The sequence below is a fragment of the Fuerstiella marisgermanici genome (genome assembly GCF_001983935.1).
Classification (GTDB): domain Bacteria; phylum Planctomycetota; class Planctomycetia; order Planctomycetales; family Planctomycetaceae; genus Fuerstiella; species Fuerstiella marisgermanici.
Map to the genome: position 1 here is coordinate 818,348 of NZ_CP017641.1, position 17,628 is coordinate 835,975.

A 17,628-nucleotide genomic window follows, 5' to 3' on the forward strand; every position below is an offset into this window, starting at 1 on the left:
GAACCCTTTTTACGCCCCGGCCGGTTGGCAGGATGAGTCGTCTTTCCGAGACGATTCACGCGAGAGACGGGATTGGAGTGAGGTCGTCCTGCGAACATGCATAGCGGTTGTGCTGGGTGTTTTTTGTGTTGGCCTGCTGGTTTTAGGGGTAGTCGCGTTCCTGGAATGAACGGTGGAACGCCCAAATCGCCAGAGTTTTCAGCAATGCGGTGCATTCGGCAGCGAAGATCGAGCCGCGTTTTGCCGGCAGTTTGCGGTTGAGCTTGAGCTACGGGCGGGAATTTCGATTCCTGCGGTCGAGAACCGTTGCCCGCGTTTTGCCCCCAGATTCACACGTGTCTGAAAGCCCTTCCAAAAGCTTCACCGCTGACTAAGATACGCGCGAATTCGAGGCATTCACTTTTTTGTATCCCGTCGCAGCGGGTTTTGAACTACTGGATTGAACCGGTCGCATGCACCGTATAACTAAAGGGCTCGACATACCGATTACCGGTGAGCCGGATCAGGCCGTCATTGAGGGGCCGCCCATTCGGCGGGTTGCTCTGGTGGCGTCGGACTACGTCGGCATGAAGCCCACCATGCTGGTTGCCGTTGGCGATACCGTGAAGCTTGGCCAGCCAGTGTTCTCGGATAAAAAGACCGAGGGTGTGATTTATACCGCTCCTGCTGCGGGCAAAGTGCTGGAAGTGAACCGAGGTGCTCGGCGAGCCTTCCAGTCACTGGTGATCGAAGTGGATGGCGACGAAGCCGTTCAGTTTGATGCTCCCGGAGAACGCGACATCGAAGCAGTGTCCCGCGAAGCGATCACAAGCCTGCTGGCAGAAAGCGGAATGTGGCCTGTCCTGCGGACTCGCCCATTCAGCAAAGTTCCGGCTGTCGGCAGCGTTCCACATTCGATCTTTGTGCAGGCGATGGACACGAGCCCATTGGCTCCGGACGCGACTCCGATCATTCGCGAACGCGAACGTGACTTCCGCTTCGGCCTGGTCGCTCTCACTCGCTTAACAGACGGCAAGGTTTACGTTTGTCGCCGTCCTGCTGAACACCTGCCCGGTGAAGATCATGCTCAGGTGCAGGCCGAAGAGTTTGAAGGTCCTCATCCCGCTGGCTTGCCGGGGACTCATATTCATAACCTCGATCCCGTTGGTCTGAATAAGACTGTCTGGACGATCAATTATCAGGATGTCATGGCCATCGGCCATCTGGTCGCCACAGGTCAGCTGTCTACAACTCGCGTAGTGTCCGTGGCCGGGCCGGCCGTTAAGACTCCGCAGCTAATTCGCACGCGAGTTGGTGCAAGTGTGTCAAAACTCGTGGAAGGACGCATTGCTGACGGGGAAGTGCGAGTTGTCAGCGGCAGCGTACTAAGTGGGCGCCGAGCTGAAGGGCCGTTCGACTATCTGGGGCGATACCACCTTCAGGTCTCAGCTGTGGCTGAAGGCAATGAGCGTGAATTCCTCGGTTGGGTGTCGCCTGGGGCTGACCGGTTCTCTGTGCGGCGAGTGTTCTCGTCTGCGTTGAACTCGGCCAAGCGGTTTGCCTTCACGACTTCAACGGGCGGAAGCAAGCGAGCAATGGTGCCGATTGGGATGTATGAGCAGGTGATGCCGCTGGACATCATTCCCACATTTCTGTTGCGGTCGCTGATCGTGGGCGATACGGAGCAGGCTCAGGCCCTTGGCTGCCTTGAGCTGGACGAAGAAGACCTGGCATTGTGTACCTTTGTGTGCCCCGGCAAATACGAATACGGCCCGATCCTGAGGGAACGGTTGACTCAGATTGAGCTTGAAGGCTGATATGAAATTCCTGCGAGACAAGTTAGATCAGGTTGAGCCGTGGTTTCACAAAGGTGGAAAACTGGCGCGGCTGTATCCGATCTACGAAGCGATCGACACGTTTCTGTATACGCCCGGCGAAGTGACGAAAAATGCGTCACACGTGCGGGACGGCATGGACCTGAAGCGAATGATGATCTTCGTGGTCATCGCGCTGACGCCCTGCATTTTGATGGCTTGCTACAACACGGGTGCTCAAACGCACATCGTGGCCAAGGCGGCGGTCGACGCAGGTGATTCGTATTCCGACGTGATTTCCGAACTTGGCTGGCGTGCTTCCGTCGTTCGGATGTGCGGTTGGGATCCTGCTGCTGGCGGAAACCTTGTCTACAACTTCCTGCACGGTGCCTTGTATTTCATTCCTGTCTTCCTGGTGACCAACATGGTTGGCGGGGCGTGGGAAGTGCTGTTCGGCTGCATCCGTAAGCACGATATTAACGAAGGCTTTCTGGTGACGGGGATGCTGTTCCCGCTGACGCTGCCTGCCACGATACCGCTCTGGCAAGTCGCACTGGGAATCAGTTTCGGTGTTGTCATCGGAAAAGAAGTCTTTGGCGGAACCGGCAAGAACTTTCTAAACCCGGCTCTGACTGCTCGAGCCTTCTTGTACTTTGCCTATCCCATTCAAATTACTGGTTCGACCGTATGGGCCGGAGCAATCGACGGAATCACTTGTCCAACGTTGCTGACAACAATGGGCAACGTGCAGGTGGCTGCCCCGGATGGTGGTTCATTTGCAGCCGTCATTAACAACGACCTCGGCGGACTCACACTGTGGCAGGCCTTTCTGGGGAACATTCCCGGTTCGATGGGCGAAACGTCGACCCTCGCCTGCCTGCTGGGTGCGATCTTCCTGATTGTCACCGGCGTCGGATCCTGGCGAATCATGGCCGGCGTGCTGATTGGAGCCATGGGGCTGGCAACCGTGTTTCACGGAATTGAAACAACAACGAACGCGATGTATCAGGTTCCTCCTGCGTGGCACTTGTGTACGGGAGGCCTGGCGTTTGGGCTGGTGTTTATGGCGACCGATCCGGTCTCTGCCGCCATGACAAATGCTGGGCGTTGGGTGTACGGAATCCTGATTGGGATGATGACAATCACGGTGCGCGTTCTGAACCCTGCGTTTCCGGAAGGCATTATGCTGGCGATTCTGCTGGGCAACGTATTTGCTCCTGTGATCGACTACGTGGTCGTACAAAAGAACATCAACAGGAGGCTCGCTCGCAATGAAGCCTGAAACGATACGAACCTTTAAGGTTGCTGTAACTCTGTGTTTGGTCTGTTCTGTCGTGGTGTCTTCTCTGGCCGTGGGGCTGAAGGGCATTCAGGAAGAACAGAAGGAAGCCTTTCGTCAGCAGAGTATTCTGGAAGCGGCTGGACTGTGGGAAGAAGGCGGCGACCCTGGCAAGTTGTTCAAAGACAATATCAAAGCCATTGGTCTGGACCTGGAAGACCATAAGCCGGAAGGTGATGATCTTTCCGCCCCGAAGTTTGACATGGCAAAAGCTCTGCGGGATCCAAAACTTCACGAGGAAATTCCGAAGCAGGAAGATGTCGCCGGTTTAAAGAACGTCGAAATCTACACCGTTGTCTACCGTGTCCCTAAAGAAGGCCCGATCAAGAAACTGATCCTTCCGATACGAGGCAAAGGTCTGTGGTCCACGCTGTACGGCTTTGTGGCTCTGGATGTCGAAGAAATCGAGGAAGGACCGACACACGTTAAGGTGGCCGGACTAACCTACTACAAGCACGGTGAAACACCAGGCCTTGGTGGTGAGGTCGACAACCAGCTCTGGAAAGCCAAATGGCCAGGTAAGCTGGTATTCGATGAAAACTGGGACGTGCAGATTGAAGTCGCCAAGAATGCCACGACCGACTATCAGGTGGACGCACTATCGGGTGCGACTCTGACATCGAATGGTGTGACCAACATGCTGGAGTTCTGGCTGGGCGACAGCGGTTTCGGGCCATACCTGCAGAAGCTTGCAAAAAAAGACGCAGCCACCCAGAAAGACGCAGCGACTCAGGAGGCGGCCGCACGACGGGCCGTCATCCAATAAGGAAACGCAACTATGGCTGAACCAAACCCCAAAAAGATCCTGCTGGATCCGCTGGTCAACAACAATCCCATTGCCTTGCAAATTCTGGGTTTGTGTAGTGCCCTTGCGGTCACAGTAAAGCTGGAAACATCGCTGGTGATGGCCATCGCTGTGACTCTGGTCACGGGGTGTTCCAGTGCGGCGATTTCGTTTATTCGCCGAGAGATCCCGAGTAGCATCCGCATCATTGCTCAGATGACCATTATCGCTTCAATGGTGATTATGGTCGATCAGATCCTGCAGGCCTTTACCCCCGGCCTCAGTCGGCAGCTTTCTGTTTTCGTGGGCCTGATTATCACGAACTGCATTGTGATGGGGCGAGCAGAAGCATTCGCAATGAAGAATGGCCCGTGGCTGAGCTTCCTGGACGGCATTGGCAACGGCCTGGGTTATGGTTTTATTCTGCTGCTGGTTGGCTTTTTCAGAGAGCTGTTTGGTTCTGGGAAGTTATTCGGCGTCAACGTGATGGTGCCACAGACAGAAGGTGGCTGGTATCCGACCAACGGACTGATGCTGATCGCACCAAGTGCATTCTTTCTCATTGGCCTGATTATCTGGGTGATTCGCACGTTCAAGCCAGAACAGGTGGAGGCTGAATAATGGAAGAATACGTCAATATCTTCATCGACGCTGTGTTTCCGGGAAACCTCGCATTGGCCCTGTTTCTGGGCATGTGTACGTTTCTCGCGATTTCCAAGAACGTCAAGACGGCCTGGGGCCTTGGCATCGCTGTCATTGTTATTCAGACGATCACAGTGCCGGTCAATAACCTCATCTACCAGTACCTGCTGCAGCCCGGTGGCCTTAGCTGGATCAGTAGTGACCTTGCCGACCAGGATCTCACATTCGTTGGCCTGATCTGCTACATCGGCGTGATTGCGGCGATGGTTCAGATTCTGGAAATGACACTCGATAAATACTTCCCAGCGTTGTTTAACACACTGGGAATCTTTCTGCCGCTGATCACCGTGAACTGTGCGATCCTCGGCGGCACACTGCTCATGGTGGAAAAACAGCTGGATTTCACTGGCAGCGTCGTTTACGGATTCAGTTCCGGCTTTGGCTGGGCATTGGCAATTGTGTGTCTCGCCGGAATTCGCGAAAAGATGAAGTACAGCGATGTTCCGGCCGGTCTGCGAGGACTGGGCATCACGTTCATCACCGTCGGTCTGATGGCACTGGCCTTTCAGACATTCTCTGTGATCAAGTTCTGAGAAACCAATGACAGTTATTCTTGGCGTAGCAATTTTCACTGGCGTTGTGGCGGCTCTCGTCTGGCTGATCGTGGCCGCACGTTCGCAGCTTGTGTCCACGGGCGACGTGAGCATTGTGATCAATGACCAGAAGACGATCTCAATCCCTGCTGGCGGCAAACTCCTCAACGCTCTGGCGGACGAAGGCATCTTCGTTTCGTCGGCCTGTGGTGGCGGTGGCACGTGCGCGCAGTGCAAGGTGAATGTTCTGGAAGGTGGCGGCGATATTCTGCCCACCGAAAAGACGCATATTAACAAGAAGGCCGAACGCGAAGGCTGTCGGTTGTCATGTCAGGTCGCCGTCAAGCAGGACATGAAAATTGAAGTCCCGCACGAAGCACTTGAGACCAAAAAATGGCGGTGCAAGGTCCGTTCGAATCGCAACGTCGCTACGTTCATCAAAGAACTCGTGTTGGAGCTGCCGGAAGGCGAAGACGTCGGCTTTAAGGCGGGCGGCTACATCCAGATCGAAGCCCCGCCGCACGTAGTGAATTATCGCGACTTTGACATCGATGAGGAATACCACAGCGACTGGGATAACTTCAACGTCTGGGACAATATTTCGAAGGTCGACGAAACCGTCATTCGAGCGTATTCAATGGCCAACTATCCGGGCGAAAAAGGCATCATTATGCTCAACGTCCGAGTTGCCAGTCCGCCACCGCGATCACCGAAAGGTACCCCGCCAGGGAAGATGTCTTCGTACATCTTCAATCTGAAGCCCGGTGACGAAGTGACGATCTCCGGCCCATACGGCGAGTTCTTCATCAAGGAAACTCCTGCCGAAAAGATCTACATCGGTGGTGGTGCAGGTATGGCTCCTCTGCGGTCTCACACGTTCGAGCTGTTTAAGAACATGCACACAGACTGCAAGGTTTCATACTGGTACGGCGGCCGAAGCGTCCGTGAACTTTTCTATCTCGAAGAATTCGAAGAGCTTGAAAAGAAGCATGACAACTTTTCAATGCACATCGCATTGTCAGACCCGCTGCCGGAAGACAACTGGACTGGCCTGACTGGCTTCATTCATCAGGTCCTGCACGACGAATACCTTTCGAAGCATCCGGCTCCGGAAGACTGCGAATATTACATTTGCGGTCCGCCAATCATGCTGAAATGTGTGCAGGACATGCTTTCGGATCTCGGCGTTGAACCAGAGAACATCGCCTTCGACGACTTCGGTGGATAGGTATCGAGCCGCTTCACGAAATCGCAATGATTACTGAACTGCGATCTGCCTGGCCTGAACAACCGGGCGATTGGCTGTCGTCGGCCGAACTGCAGCGGCTTAAACAGCTGTCACACGCTGGTCGTCGCACCCAGTGGCTGGCCGGACGTTGGCTAAGTCGCCGATTGATCGGCAACGTATTGGCTGAGTCGAATGCGGAACCGGTTTCGCTGCATGAGATTGAAGTCCATTCTCACGACGACACGGGGCGTTCCAGCAGGCCTGAGATTCGGATTCGAGACGTTCGGCAGTCATGGGACTTGTCGATCAGTCATACCGATCGGTGGGCGGCAGCCGCCCTTTCGACCGCAACTGGGTCTCGTGTTGGCATTGATGTTGTCGAGTCGCAATCGGCCCGGTCAAGTGGCTTAAGTTTCTGGCTGACACCCGGCGAACAGGAATTGTTGGCCACATCGGCCAACACGAATGACGTGCCAACGGTGACAGTGCCTCTGCTGTGGAGCATCAAAGAGGCCACCTACAAAGCCGTCAACGGTGGCGAACCTTTCTCCCCCGCGATGTGGGATGTCTGTTATTCTGACGATGGCCTGTTTCATTGTCGAAACGTCGACGACCCGGCTGCATCGCCTTCGATCACGATCATGCACCAGCAGGATGCAGTTGTCTCACTAGCGGTTGTTTCAGACTCAGAAGCTCAAGCCCCGAATACAGCAGCATCAGCTATGTAAAGTCCGGTCGGTTAAGTCTGCGCAAGCGGGTCAGGTGACGGCCGATTCGTTGGCAACGTCGTCGGGACGAGCCGGTTGAGTAGGGATGACACACCAGATTTGCATTCGTCGCCTTGCCCGTCCGCCCCCAACTCAACGACGGGAGAAGCGTGTCCTATTCCTGGCGTTTAGTGTCAATCCGCTTACGAAACATTCCGCACCGTGACTGTGAGTGAGCTGGCCGATACAATTGGCTGCTAATGGGTTTTCGTTTTTTCTATTCTGCACGACGTGACTTCATGCGAACTGCGTTTCTGGTACTTCTAATCGTCCCCAATCTGGCGTTGGCGGAAACTGCTGCGACGGAACCGTTAAAACTGTCGGGGGATACGATGGGGACGTACTACTCCATCGTCGTCGACACTCCAGCCGAATCGCTAAACGAAGGCGGGGCATTGCAGGAGAAGGTGGAAGCTCGCCTGACTGAAATCAACCGCCAAATGTCGACGTGGGATCCGGAATCCGAGATCTCAAAATTCAACCAAAGTGCATCGACCGACTGGTTCGAAGTGTCGGCCGAATTCGCCCGAGTTGTGGAAGAAGCTCAGCGAATCCACAAACTCAGCAAAGGTGCCTTCGATCCCACCGTCGCGCCGCTAATCGATTTATGGGGGTTTGGAGCTCGTCAGCCGAAGAAGACTCCAGGTGAATCAGAAATCGAAATGGCGAAGAAGAAGACCGGGATGCAGCACATCAGCGTTCGTCGCCAGCCGCCCGCGATCCGCAAAGCGATTCCCGAACTTCAGCTAAACCTGTCCGCAATCGCCAAAGGCTATGGCGTTGATGCGATTGCTGAACTGTTGATCGCCGAAGGGCAGCAGTCGTTCGTGGTGGACATCGGTGGTGAAGACCGAGCGGGAATCGCCAAAGCGTCTGGTGATCCGTGGAAAATGGGGGTCGAGTCGCCGGTAGGCGGACTGCAGCGAGTGGTTCCGCTGACGGAAATGTCCATCGCCACGTCCGGGGACTATCGCAATAACTTTACGCTGGATGGTGTGGTGTATTCTCATGCCATCGATCCGTCCACTGGATGGCCTGTCAGGAATCCTCCTGCGTCAGTGTCTGTCCTACACGAATCGTGCATGACGGCCGATGCGTGGGCAACGACGATGATGATTTTGGGCACAGAGAAGGGGCTGGCACTGGCAAACGCGGAAAACCTGTCAGTGCTGTTTCAGAATGTCACGGACGGCGCAGTGACTGAATCTGCGACGGGCACGTTGAAGGCCCCCGAAGACCAGAAAGATGCCTCACTGCCTTGGTTTCCATTTGCGGCAGCGGCCGTCGTCTTTCTGATCGCCGTCACCGGAATGGCGATCGGCACGATCCTGCAGAACAAGTCGATCAAAGGTAGTTGCGGTGGGCTGGCATCAATGCCTGGCACGGAAGGCAAGTCGATCTGCGAACTGTGTACGATCCCGAAAGACGAATGCACCAACGCGGAACTTCGAGAAAAAATGCAACAAGCGGCGGCCGAACGATCTGAATGTGAAGTTTAGAACCACGGATTGGGCCTCCGTGGTTCCGATTCGCTGAACACGGTCACAGCACACGTAACCTATGCAAGGGAAAGAGCGTTGTTAACCAAGCTGCTGATCAGCCCATTCGCCCAGCGCATCCTGCACTTCTTTCATCACGCTGTCGCCCGCACCTTTTGCCTGATTTAGGTCTTCGCCGCCTGGCAGGTCCGACTGGCAGAAAAAGTAGAACTTGATCTTGGGTTCTGTTCCGGAGGGACGGCCAGCGATGTTGATGCGGACCGGCGCTGCTGGATCAGACTTATAGATCAGCAGGTCGCCGCGGGGATTTTCGATGCTTCCCAGCGACTTGCCGTCTGGCAGCCCGGTGCGTTTGCCTGTGCTGTAGTCGGCGACTTCGACAAAGCGGATCGGTCCAAGTTGCGTTGGTGGATCGTCTCGCAGTGTCTGCATCAGGCCGTCGATTTTGGCCTTGCCGGTGGGGCCCGTGCAGTAAATTGATTTCTGGCCTTCGGCGTGAAAGCCGTGGCGTATGTAAAGTTCGTCCAGGTGATCGAGCAGCGTCTTGCCCTTCGCTTTCAGTTCGGCAGCCAGTTCCAAAATGAACAGCGCGCCGATCGCTCCGTCCTTGTCGCGGCAGTAGTCTCCTGCGAGGAATCCGATCGATTCTTCACAACCGAACACAAAATGATCGGCTCCGTTTTCTTCGATCGTTTTCGCAATCCACTTGAAGCCGACAAGCAGTTCGCTGAAGGCCTTCGCGCCATAGTGTTCAGCAACGGCCTGAACCAGCGGCGTTGTGACGAGTGTTTCCACAACGTAGTCGGAATTCGAAAGCGTGCCGGCTGCTTTGCGTTTGAAAAGCAGGTAATCGGTAATCAGCGCGCCCGTTTGATTGCCGGAGATGGCCGTAAAGCCGCCTTCGCTGTTTCGCACCATCACGCCAAGTCGATCCGCGTCCGGGTCGGACGCCAAAATCAGATCTGCGTCGTGGTTGTTTTGCTTCACCCAATCAATAACCGGATCGAAGACTTCCAGCAGTTCGGGATTCGGCAGGTGCTTCGGCACATTTGGAAAATTGCCATCCTGCACTCGGTGGTCTTCAAAAATCGCAACTTTGTCGAAGTCGGCTTGCTGCAGAATTTTGTAGATCGATGTTTCACCGACACCGTGCAGCGGTGTGAAGACGGCCGAGATGTCTCGATTTTTCGTTTGGCTAAGAGCGACAACTTCGTTGACGTATTCGGTGTCGATGTGCGGACCGATCAGTTCAATCTTTCCGGCCGCCATGGCCTGGTCGTAGTCCATGGCTGGAATGTCGCCTGCGTTTTCGACTTCCGTAATAATCCCTTTGTCGTGCGGTGGAATAACCTGAGCACCATTCGACCAGTACGCCTTGAAGCCGTTGTCGGCGGGAGGATTGTGCGACGCGGAAATCATCACGCCGATGTCGCAGTTGAGCTTGCGGACCGCGTAAGAAAGTTCGGGTGTTGCTCGAGGTTCTTCGAACAAATAGACCTTCAATCCGTGCGCTGCAAACGTGGTTGCGGTGAGTCGCGCGAAGTGCGGCGAATTATTGCGTGTGTCCGAAGTGACGACGGCAGAGCCACCTTCAGTCACGCCCGACTTGCGCAGGTATGCCGCCAGGCCGTGGGCAGATTCTGCGATTGTGCGGTCGTTGATCGTCGCGGGGCCGAGTTCTCCCATTGGGCCACGGCGACCACCGGTACCGAAGGGAATGGTGGTCCAAAAAAGTTCGTCCAGGATCGCCCATTCTTCAGCGTTGATCAGCTCCAGAATTCGGCCGTGATATTGGGAGACACAGTCCTTGGAAAGCCAGTCTTTGACATTGCCGGGCGTATCAGCAGTCAATTTCCCAGCGGCGGCAGCTTGTTCGACTTTGGTGATGGCTTCGGTTGACATATTCTGGCTTTGCGATGACCTGAGAGCGGCGGCGAGAGGAAAAACGACGGAATGTACGGGTAAAACAGTAGCGAAGACTACTTTTAATGTGAATGAAAACAAGGTCTCCAGCGTGCGAACCGTTTGACTTCCGCACATCGGAGTTCGCATAATTAGGTGTGCGTCGTCGGATCCCGTCCGCGAAATCGACGCCTCCCCATCGATCCAGTCACTCGTTCGCGACCGCGAATTCGAAACGCACACATTTCGACGTCTCAACTTCCCACAAATTCTTCCGTTCAGGCTTTGCGCTGACAGACCGTTTTCCCAATCCAGCTGCTTCCCGCCAGACTCCCGTTGTCGGAATATTGGGCGGCGTCGGTTCTGGTAAATCGTCTGTTATTCGTCAGGTCACAGGAATCCAATTCCACATTATTGATGCAGATAGGACCGGGCATGAACTGCTCGACAATCCCGAAATTCAGACGGCTCTTCGCTCTCGCTTCGGCGACGATGTGTTTAAGCACGACGGAGCCGTCGACAGATCACAACTCGCGAAACGTGTCTTCGGCGATTCTCCGGAGCACGAAGAATCACGACTGGCGTTAAACGAGATCATTCACCCGGCGATTCGCCGTAATATAAACACTGAAATTGATTCCGCGTCCAGGGATGTCGACGCGGTGATTCTTGATGCGGCTTTGCTATTGGAAGGCGGCTGGGACGCAAAATGCGACTGGCTGATTTTTGTTGATACCCCTCTGGCCATCCGGCAGGAACGCGTGCGAGACAACCGAGGCTGGTCGGCTGAGGAACTTGCGAAGCGTGAAGCCAGTCAGTGGAGCATTGAAGCTAAGAAAGAACGAGCGGACTTTGTGGTGGATAACTCCGGTTCCATCGACCACGCGGCTGCTCAAATGAAACACGTCTTGAGTTCACTTCTCAGCACCGGTTCTCGGTGACCCTTCCGGCAGTCTTCAAACTCTGCCCACCCCCTTATCAGGAGGCCCGCAGCGGCCATGAAAAACTCTCCACCACCGGGTGACAGCCCGCCCGCGACGGCAAAAGCACTTCGCCCTGACATCCCTCATCCAAAATCAGCAGCCGGGCAAAACACGTCCGAGGCCTTCGCTCCGTCCAAAGTGGCCGACTTCAACATCGCCGATCTGCAACGGATGTCGATGAAGGAATTGCTGGATATTGCTGAGCAGGAAAACCTAAGCGAATATCATGGCATGAAAAAACAGGATTTGATTTTCAAAATCCTGAAAGAACGCACTCGCCTTAGCGGCCTGATGTTTGGCGAAGGCACGCTTGAGATTCTGCCCGATGGCTTCGGTTTTCTCAGAAGTCCGGACTACCACTACCTTCCGTGTCCCGACGACATCTACGTCAGCCCCAGTCAAATTCGTCGGTTTGGCCTTCGCACCGGCGCAACTGTGGCCGGGCAAATTCGGCCGCCGAAGGAGAATGAACGCTACTTCGCGTTGCTGCGAGTCGAAGCGATCAATGGACAGGATCCCAATCTGCTGACGGGGAAAGTCTTCTTCGACGACCTGACGCCTCTGCATCCTGAACACCGTTTGCGATTGGCCGACAAGGCTCCGCATTTGAGCACTCGCATCGTTGACCTGATCGCTCCGATTGGGCTGGGTCAACGAGGATTGATTGTGTCTCCGCCGCGAGCTGGCAAGACGATTCTGTTGCAGCAGATGGCTGACGCCGTGCGACAAAATCATCCGGACGCATACGTCATCGTGCTGCTGATTGACGAACGGCCTGAAGAAGTGACAGACATGGAACGTAAACTGAAAGCCGACAACTGTGAAGTCGTCAGCAGCACGTTTGACGAACCAACCTCGCGGCATATTCAGGTGTCGGAGATGGTGATCGAAAAAGCCAAGCGGATGGTCGAATACGGTCACGATGTGATCATCTTTCTAGATTCGATCACGCGGCTGGCTCGAGCGTGGAATACTGAGATCCCGAACAGCGGCAAGACACTTTCCGGTGGCGTCGATGCAAATGCATTGCAGAATCCCAAACGATTCTTTGGGGCCGCTCGATGCGTGGAAGAAGGCGGCAGTCTGACGATCATCGCAACGGCGCTGGTGGATACCGGCAGCCGAATGGACGAAGTGATCTTTGAAGAATTCAAAGGCACCGGCAACACAGAACTGCATCTCGATCGTCGCATGGTCGAAAAACGAATCTGGCCCGCCATCGACGTCAATCGATCGGGCACGCGGCGCGAAGAGTTACTGATGAACGAAGAAGAGCTGAAGCTGGTCTGGGTGTTGCGGCGAGTTCTTAACGATATGAACCCGGTGGAAGCCATGGAACTGCTCGTCAATCGCATGGGCCGGACGAAGTCCAATGCTGAGTTCCTGATGAGTATGAATCTGGAGTAACAAGGGCCAGACCCTCGGCTCAACGGAAGAAATACCACTCGGCAACGCGCACATTGGTCGGTCGAAGAATTCACCGGCAGGACAGTAAGAAAGCACGATGAAAGACGCTAACAAAATTCAGGGCTCATTGGTTTGTGCCGACGCATCGTTCGCGATTGTCGTTTCGCGATTCAACGACTTAATCACGTCACGGCTGGTTGACGGCGCGTGTGAAACCATTGAACGCCATGGCGGTGACATTGGCAGAATTGACATTGTCTATGTGCCCGGTTCCTTCGAAATTCCGCTCGCCGCTCAAAAGCTGGCCGTCAGTGGGAAGTACGCTGCCGTCATTTGTGTTGGAGCCGTAATTCAGGGCTCGACGACTCATCACGAATACATCAACAGCCAGGTTGCCGCTGGCATTATGAATATTTCGCGTGAAACCGGTGTCCCGCTGACATTCGGGGTGATCACGTGCGAATCGATGGAGCAGGCGCTGGACCGGGCGGGCGGTAAAGTTGGCAATAAAGGCACAGAAGCAGCGTTGGCGGCTATTGAAATGGTGAGTTTGCTTGCAAAGCTAGGATGATGGTGGCGATTGACGCTTCCACGCTATGCACCAATCGGTGAGAATGCAGTGGCAACAGGGAATGATTGCCCCAACCAACCAGAAACAGGAGAACAAACCAATGACTCATATTTTCAATCGCCTGACTGCCGTTGTCGGCTTGTCGACAATGGCCTTGTTGTCCGGGTGCGTCGACAGCGAAGTTAACAGTGTTAGCGAAGTCGCCACTGGCGAGCCGGAACCATCCGAACCAGAACACTACTACATCAACGTCGACGAAAGTAACTTCGAAGAAGTTGTGGTGAATGCCGGTAAGCCGGTATTGGTGGATTTCTGGGCTCCATGGTGTGGTCCGTGTCGCATGATCGCCCCGTCCGTCGAAGAGATCGCAGCAGACTATAAGGACAGAGCTGTTGTCGTGAAAATCAACGTCGACGAAGCGCCGGAGTTGGCCCAAAGATACGAAGCAACCAGTATTCCGTTACTTGTCTACCTGCGTGACGGCGAAAAAGTCGACCAGCTGGTGGGCGCTGTGCCAAAGGATCAAATCGAAGCGAAACTCGCCGCACTTGTTTCGGATGGTGCTCCTGCTGAGTAATCTTGAACTTCGATACCCGCATTTCTCCGCAGCCCGGCTCCTGAAAAGCCGGGCTGCTCAATTTCAATCTGCTGCGGTCCGCGGCAACATTCATAGCCCGACACATGCCCCGACGTTCTGACGCTCGCCGACAAGCCCTCCAGATGCTGTATCTCGTGGACCAAAACCCGGATGCCGACACACACTGGATTCGTACTTCGCTGCAGGAAGAGCTTAAAACAGAGCAACTGGTTGACCTGGCATGGTCGTTGTTCACTGGCGTTCGCGAGTACTGTTCACAGATCGACCAGCAGATCGTCGATGTCGCGGCGAACTGGCGCATCGAACGGATGGCTCCCACGGATCGAAACGTGATCCGGTTGGGGGTGTTTGAGATTCAGTACTTTGGCACGCCGGCCGCGGTTGTGCTGAATGAGTGCATCGAGTTGGCTCGCGAATACGGCACGGAAAACTCACCGTCGTTCGTTAACGGAGTTCTGGACAAGCTGACGGCATCCGAAAGTAGTTCGCTGACCACGAAAGACGAATCCGGCACCGTCTAGCTATTGCAGGATCTGACAACTTTAGCGACGCCCCATTTGTTCAAGCAGCCGCCATGCCACCAGATCCGCTGAAAATCATTATCCTGACTGGCAGCGACCGACCGGAAGTCCTGGACGCATGGGCTGAGCTCATGCCTGGCCTGAAGGCAGCGATTGATGTCGACGTCGTCGGGGAATTCTCGCGTGGTGAACCAATCGCGGATGATCTGTCTGCAGACTTGTGCCTCGTCCTTGGCGGCGATGGATCGATTCTGCGAGGTTGCCGCCAGCTGGGCCGCCGCCAGATTCCAATCCTGGGCATCAATCTTGGGCGACTGGGTTTTCTGGCCGACCTCACGATGGAGGAGTTCCGTGAGAACCTGCAGCAACTGAAAGACGGCGACTACTCAGTTGCCGAACATCTGATGTTCGAATGCCAGCACCGTCTGGCAGACGGCTCCACGCTGACGGATCTGGGGCTGAATGAAGTCACCGTCACGTCAGGCGGGTCTCTGAAGATGCTCGATATCAACCTTGAGATCGATGCTCAACCAGTGACCACCTTTAGCTGCGACGGCCTGATCATCAGCACACCTGTCGGTTCGACAGCTCACAACCTCTCAGCAGGCGGCCCGATTCTCAGGCAGGACCTGCAGGCGTTCAGCATCACCCCGATCTGCCCGCATACCCTCACCGTGCGTCCCATCGTGGATAGTGCTGATCGGACCTACGCCCTGACCGTATCCGATGCACCAGAAGGAGTGATGGTGGTGATCGACGGGCAGATCCGACGCCCCGTTGGGCCTGACGACCGGCTAGTCATCAAGCGGGCGACGCCGACGTTTAAGCTGGTCCGGTTTCCGGGACACAGCTACTACACCACGTTGCACCGGAAGCTTGGCTGGCGCGGCCAGCTGGACTATCGAGAACGAAAAGGGCATTGAAAGCCCGTCCACGCGTCTTTACTGCGTTGCCGTAGACGTGAGCACGCTCCGTACCTGATAGTCGGCAGTTTCGATTCTGCCGACCGGTCGGCAAACCTATTTGGCGTCGGTACCAGCCTCAGGCTTCTGTTCCGGCGCGGCCGCTTCCTTCGGTTTTGGCTTCAGCACTTCGCTGACGTCTTCTTCCTCTTCAGGCGCTTCGCTCTCAGGAGTCTTGCTCAGATTCCAGGCCTTTTGGTCGCCGAACTTGTTTGAACATTTCGGACATTTGGCTTTGGCGATCCCTTTACCGGCTGCCCCGCCGAGCTTCTTCTTTGCCCGAGCTTCCTCGGTTATTGCGATGCCGCAGGTGGCACAGATATGGCCAGCCAGTTCGACTTCGAATGCAGGGTCATTCTGGTAATAGACCACGTTCTTAAGCGACTTCACGGGCAATTCGCTCAAGTGGCACTTCAGCGTTTCAAACTCTTCATCTGCCGGCACGCCATTTTCACTTGCGCCGATGTCGACGTTGAAGTGCGACTTCAGCTCGGAAGACAGCTTGCGAGACACGGTCAAAGGCGACGACAGAAACGCCTGCTGATTGTCAGGCAGGTCGATAGGCAGGTACACCGCGATCTGACCTTCGCCAAACACGGGCACGCCAGCGAACATGCTGGCCGATGCTTCTGCGACTGGCTGAACCAGACGCACTTTTTCGACCTGTTCGGGCGATACAGTCTGAAGTTCTCCGAACGGAAGATTGGCAATCTTTCCGGTCTTCTGGATATGTTCGCGAACAAGCTTCCGCTGTTCTTCGACAGGCGGCGGGCCATCGGACGATTTACCAAACAGTCCTTTTTTGGCAGGCGGAGCGTACTTCAGAATATGCATTCCGGATTCATGAAACGCCACATCCACTACCTCAAAAGTCTTCTGCAAGCTGCCGGGTTTTAATGTCACGTCTGTCGGTTTCACGACATGCTGATGAACATCGTCAATCCAGGTGACGTCGATCTTTGCGGCTGCTGGCTGACTTTTCTCTGCGCTCTTTTCTTTCTTCTTGATGAAGGGCACGACAATCGGTGCTTTACATTGCCGACAGCGAACGGTCTTTCCCGCTTGATCCTGATGCACACGAATCCACGCGCCGCAGGCTGTGCATGGCAATAGAACTCGTCGCTGCCGAGCTTCCTGAATTTTTTCGCGTTTGCGACGCTTGGTTTCTTTCTGGTCCTGCAACGCAATATTCAGCAGGTCGTCTGCGCCGATTTCGCTGTCAGGCTGTGCCTTTGAGGCATCATCCGACTTGTCACCATCAGCTTTCTTGTCGTCGGCTTCCTGGTCGCCTGCCGGAGCTTTTGCGGTGTCCGCCGATTCCGCGTCAGCAGTCTTCGCATCTTCTTTCGGTGCGGCGGCGTCCTTGGCGGCGTCGATTTTGTCCATTTCGGCCGCTGGTGTCTGCTGGGTTGCCGGGCGAGTTGTCGAGTCCAACTCGAATCCGTCGTCGGCATCATCGGCAGGCGGCTGAGGCGTGGCCGGAGCCGCGACGGGCGGGGCCGCCTGTACCGTGGTGGTTGTGCCTGAGCTGCCGCTGAGTGTGAATTCGTCGTCTTCCTCTTCGGCATCAAAAATCGGAGCTCGCGGTTCCCGGCGGTGGGCCTGATCGCCTCGAGCCGCCATGAACTCTGTGCGTTGTTCTTTGGGGATTTCGCTGAAAATGATCTGCTGCGGCTGAGATGTCAGCTCGCGATACTTCTCTTCAACGTCCTTCCTCATAAACGAATTGCAGCTCCAGCAGCGGACCAGGCCACTGCGCACGGATTCGCCGCATTCGGTGCAGGTATCGTACAGCTCATGATGGCTTTTCACGCCATCATGCTCGGCCCGTCCTGCCGACGCTCGATCTTCGTCGAATACATGCCCACACTCCGGACACTCAATGGTGTCGGACAGGACCATGGATTCACATTGTGGACAAGACTGAAAGTTAGCAGACATGCGTTTATGAGGGCAGAGGGGGCGGGATCTGTCCCGCGCTCTGACCTGATCAATGTAAGGATTTTCAGCGACGGGCAGAATCGGACCAGCGTTATACA

The 17,628-nt window shown here is 55.2% G+C and carries 16 protein-coding genes; 14 read left to right on the top strand and 2 right to left on the bottom strand.

From position 1 onward, the window contains the following. Positions 1 to 452 precede the first annotated feature (452 nt). The 8 genes from Fuma_RS03020 (at position 453) to Fuma_RS03055 (ending at position 8,645) form a co-directional block, all read left to right on the top strand. Positions 453 to 1,796 carry a Na(+)-translocating NADH-quinone reductase subunit A gene (locus tag Fuma_RS03020; RefSeq protein ID WP_077022831.1) on the top strand — a complete coding sequence of 448 codons (1,344 nt, stop codon included), beginning with the start codon at positions 453 to 455 and terminating at the stop codon, positions 1,794 to 1,796. Position 1,797: 1 nt separating this feature from the next. Beyond that, complete coding sequence (locus Fuma_RS03025; RefSeq protein WP_077022832.1) at positions 1,798 to 3,075, top strand: NADH:ubiquinone reductase (Na(+)-transporting) subunit B; 1,278 nt, start codon at positions 1,798 to 1,800, stop codon at positions 3,073 to 3,075. Next, complete coding sequence (locus Fuma_RS03030; RefSeq protein ID WP_077022833.1) at positions 3,065 to 3,898, top strand: Na(+)-translocating NADH-quinone reductase subunit C; 834 nt, start codon at positions 3,065 to 3,067, stop codon at positions 3,896 to 3,898. The genes Fuma_RS03025 and Fuma_RS03030 overlap by 11 nt, the downstream gene beginning before the upstream one ends. A 12-nt stretch (positions 3,899 to 3,910) precedes the next feature. Further along, positions 3,911 to 4,537 carry an NADH:ubiquinone reductase (Na(+)-transporting) subunit D gene (locus Fuma_RS03035; protein ID WP_077022834.1) on the top strand — a complete coding sequence of 209 codons (627 nt, stop codon included), beginning with the start codon at positions 3,911 to 3,913 and terminating at the stop codon, positions 4,535 to 4,537. Then, the gene (gene nqrE, locus Fuma_RS03040) at positions 4,537 to 5,151 is read left to right on the top strand and encodes an NADH:ubiquinone reductase (Na(+)-transporting) subunit E (protein WP_077022835.1); all 615 of its coding nucleotides are present in this window, start codon (positions 4,537 to 4,539) and stop codon (positions 5,149 to 5,151) included. The genes Fuma_RS03035 and nqrE overlap by 1 nt, the downstream gene beginning before the upstream one ends. 7 nt (positions 5,152 to 5,158) lie before the next feature. Beyond that, positions 5,159 to 6,379: an NADH:ubiquinone reductase (Na(+)-transporting) subunit F gene (gene nqrF / locus Fuma_RS03045; protein ID WP_077022836.1), complete on the top strand. Its 1,221-nt coding sequence runs from the start codon at positions 5,159 to 5,161 to the stop codon at positions 6,377 to 6,379. A gap of 26 nt (positions 6,380 to 6,405) precedes the next feature. Further along, positions 6,406 to 7,107: a 4'-phosphopantetheinyl transferase family protein gene (locus Fuma_RS03050; protein WP_077022837.1), complete on the top strand. Its 702-nt coding sequence runs from the start codon at positions 6,406 to 6,408 to the stop codon at positions 7,105 to 7,107. A gap of 278 nt (positions 7,108 to 7,385) precedes the next feature. Then, entirely contained in the window at positions 7,386 to 8,645 is a 1,260-nt protein-coding gene (locus Fuma_RS03055) for an FAD:protein FMN transferase (RefSeq protein WP_158520839.1), read from the top strand. An 81-nt stretch (positions 8,646 to 8,726) separates the two neighbouring features. Here the strand turns inward: Fuma_RS03055 and Fuma_RS03060 are convergent, their stop codons facing one another. Then, a complete protein-coding gene (locus Fuma_RS03060) occupies positions 8,727 to 10,547 on the bottom strand; it encodes a phospho-sugar mutase (RefSeq protein ID WP_077022839.1) in 1,821 nt (606 codons plus the stop codon). A 347-nt stretch (positions 10,548 to 10,894) separates the two neighbouring features. Between Fuma_RS03060 and coaE the strand changes: the two genes are divergently transcribed. The 6 genes from coaE (at position 10,895) to Fuma_RS03090 (ending at position 15,550) form a co-directional block, all read left to right on the top strand. Continuing rightward, positions 10,895 to 11,488 (top strand): dephospho-CoA kinase, encoded by a 594-nt coding sequence (gene coaE / locus Fuma_RS03065; RefSeq protein ID WP_158520840.1) that lies wholly within the window; start codon positions 10,895 to 10,897, stop codon positions 11,486 to 11,488. 57 nt (positions 11,489 to 11,545) lie between these two features. Then, positions 11,546 to 12,937 (top strand): transcription termination factor Rho, encoded by a 1,392-nt coding sequence (gene rho / locus Fuma_RS03070; protein WP_077022841.1) that lies wholly within the window; start codon positions 11,546 to 11,548, stop codon positions 12,935 to 12,937. A gap of 97 nt (positions 12,938 to 13,034) precedes the next feature. Beyond that, positions 13,035 to 13,508: a 6,7-dimethyl-8-ribityllumazine synthase gene (gene ribH / locus Fuma_RS03075; protein ID WP_077022842.1), complete on the top strand. Its 474-nt coding sequence runs from the start codon at positions 13,035 to 13,037 to the stop codon at positions 13,506 to 13,508. Between the two features lie 100 nt (positions 13,509 to 13,608). After that, positions 13,609 to 14,085 (top strand): thioredoxin, encoded by a 477-nt coding sequence (gene trxA, locus Fuma_RS03080; RefSeq protein ID WP_229360837.1) that lies wholly within the window; start codon positions 13,609 to 13,611, stop codon positions 14,083 to 14,085. A 104-nt stretch (positions 14,086 to 14,189) separates the two neighbouring features. Next, positions 14,190 to 14,627, top strand: a complete 438-nt coding sequence (gene nusB, locus Fuma_RS03085) for a transcription antitermination factor NusB (protein ID WP_077022843.1) — start codon at positions 14,190 to 14,192, stop codon at positions 14,625 to 14,627. Between the two features lie 53 nt (positions 14,628 to 14,680). Then, positions 14,681 to 15,550, top strand: coding sequence for an NAD(+)/NADH kinase (locus Fuma_RS03090; RefSeq protein WP_077022844.1), 870 nt, complete (start codon positions 14,681 to 14,683; stop codon positions 15,548 to 15,550). A gap of 96 nt (positions 15,551 to 15,646) precedes the next feature. On the opposite strand, the gene Fuma_RS03095 is transcribed toward Fuma_RS03090, so the two are convergent. After that, positions 15,647 to 17,491, bottom strand: coding sequence for a hypothetical protein (locus tag Fuma_RS03095; protein ID WP_083731767.1), 1,845 nt, complete (start codon positions 17,489 to 17,491; stop codon positions 15,647 to 15,649). Positions 17,492 to 17,628: the final 137 nt, after the last annotated feature.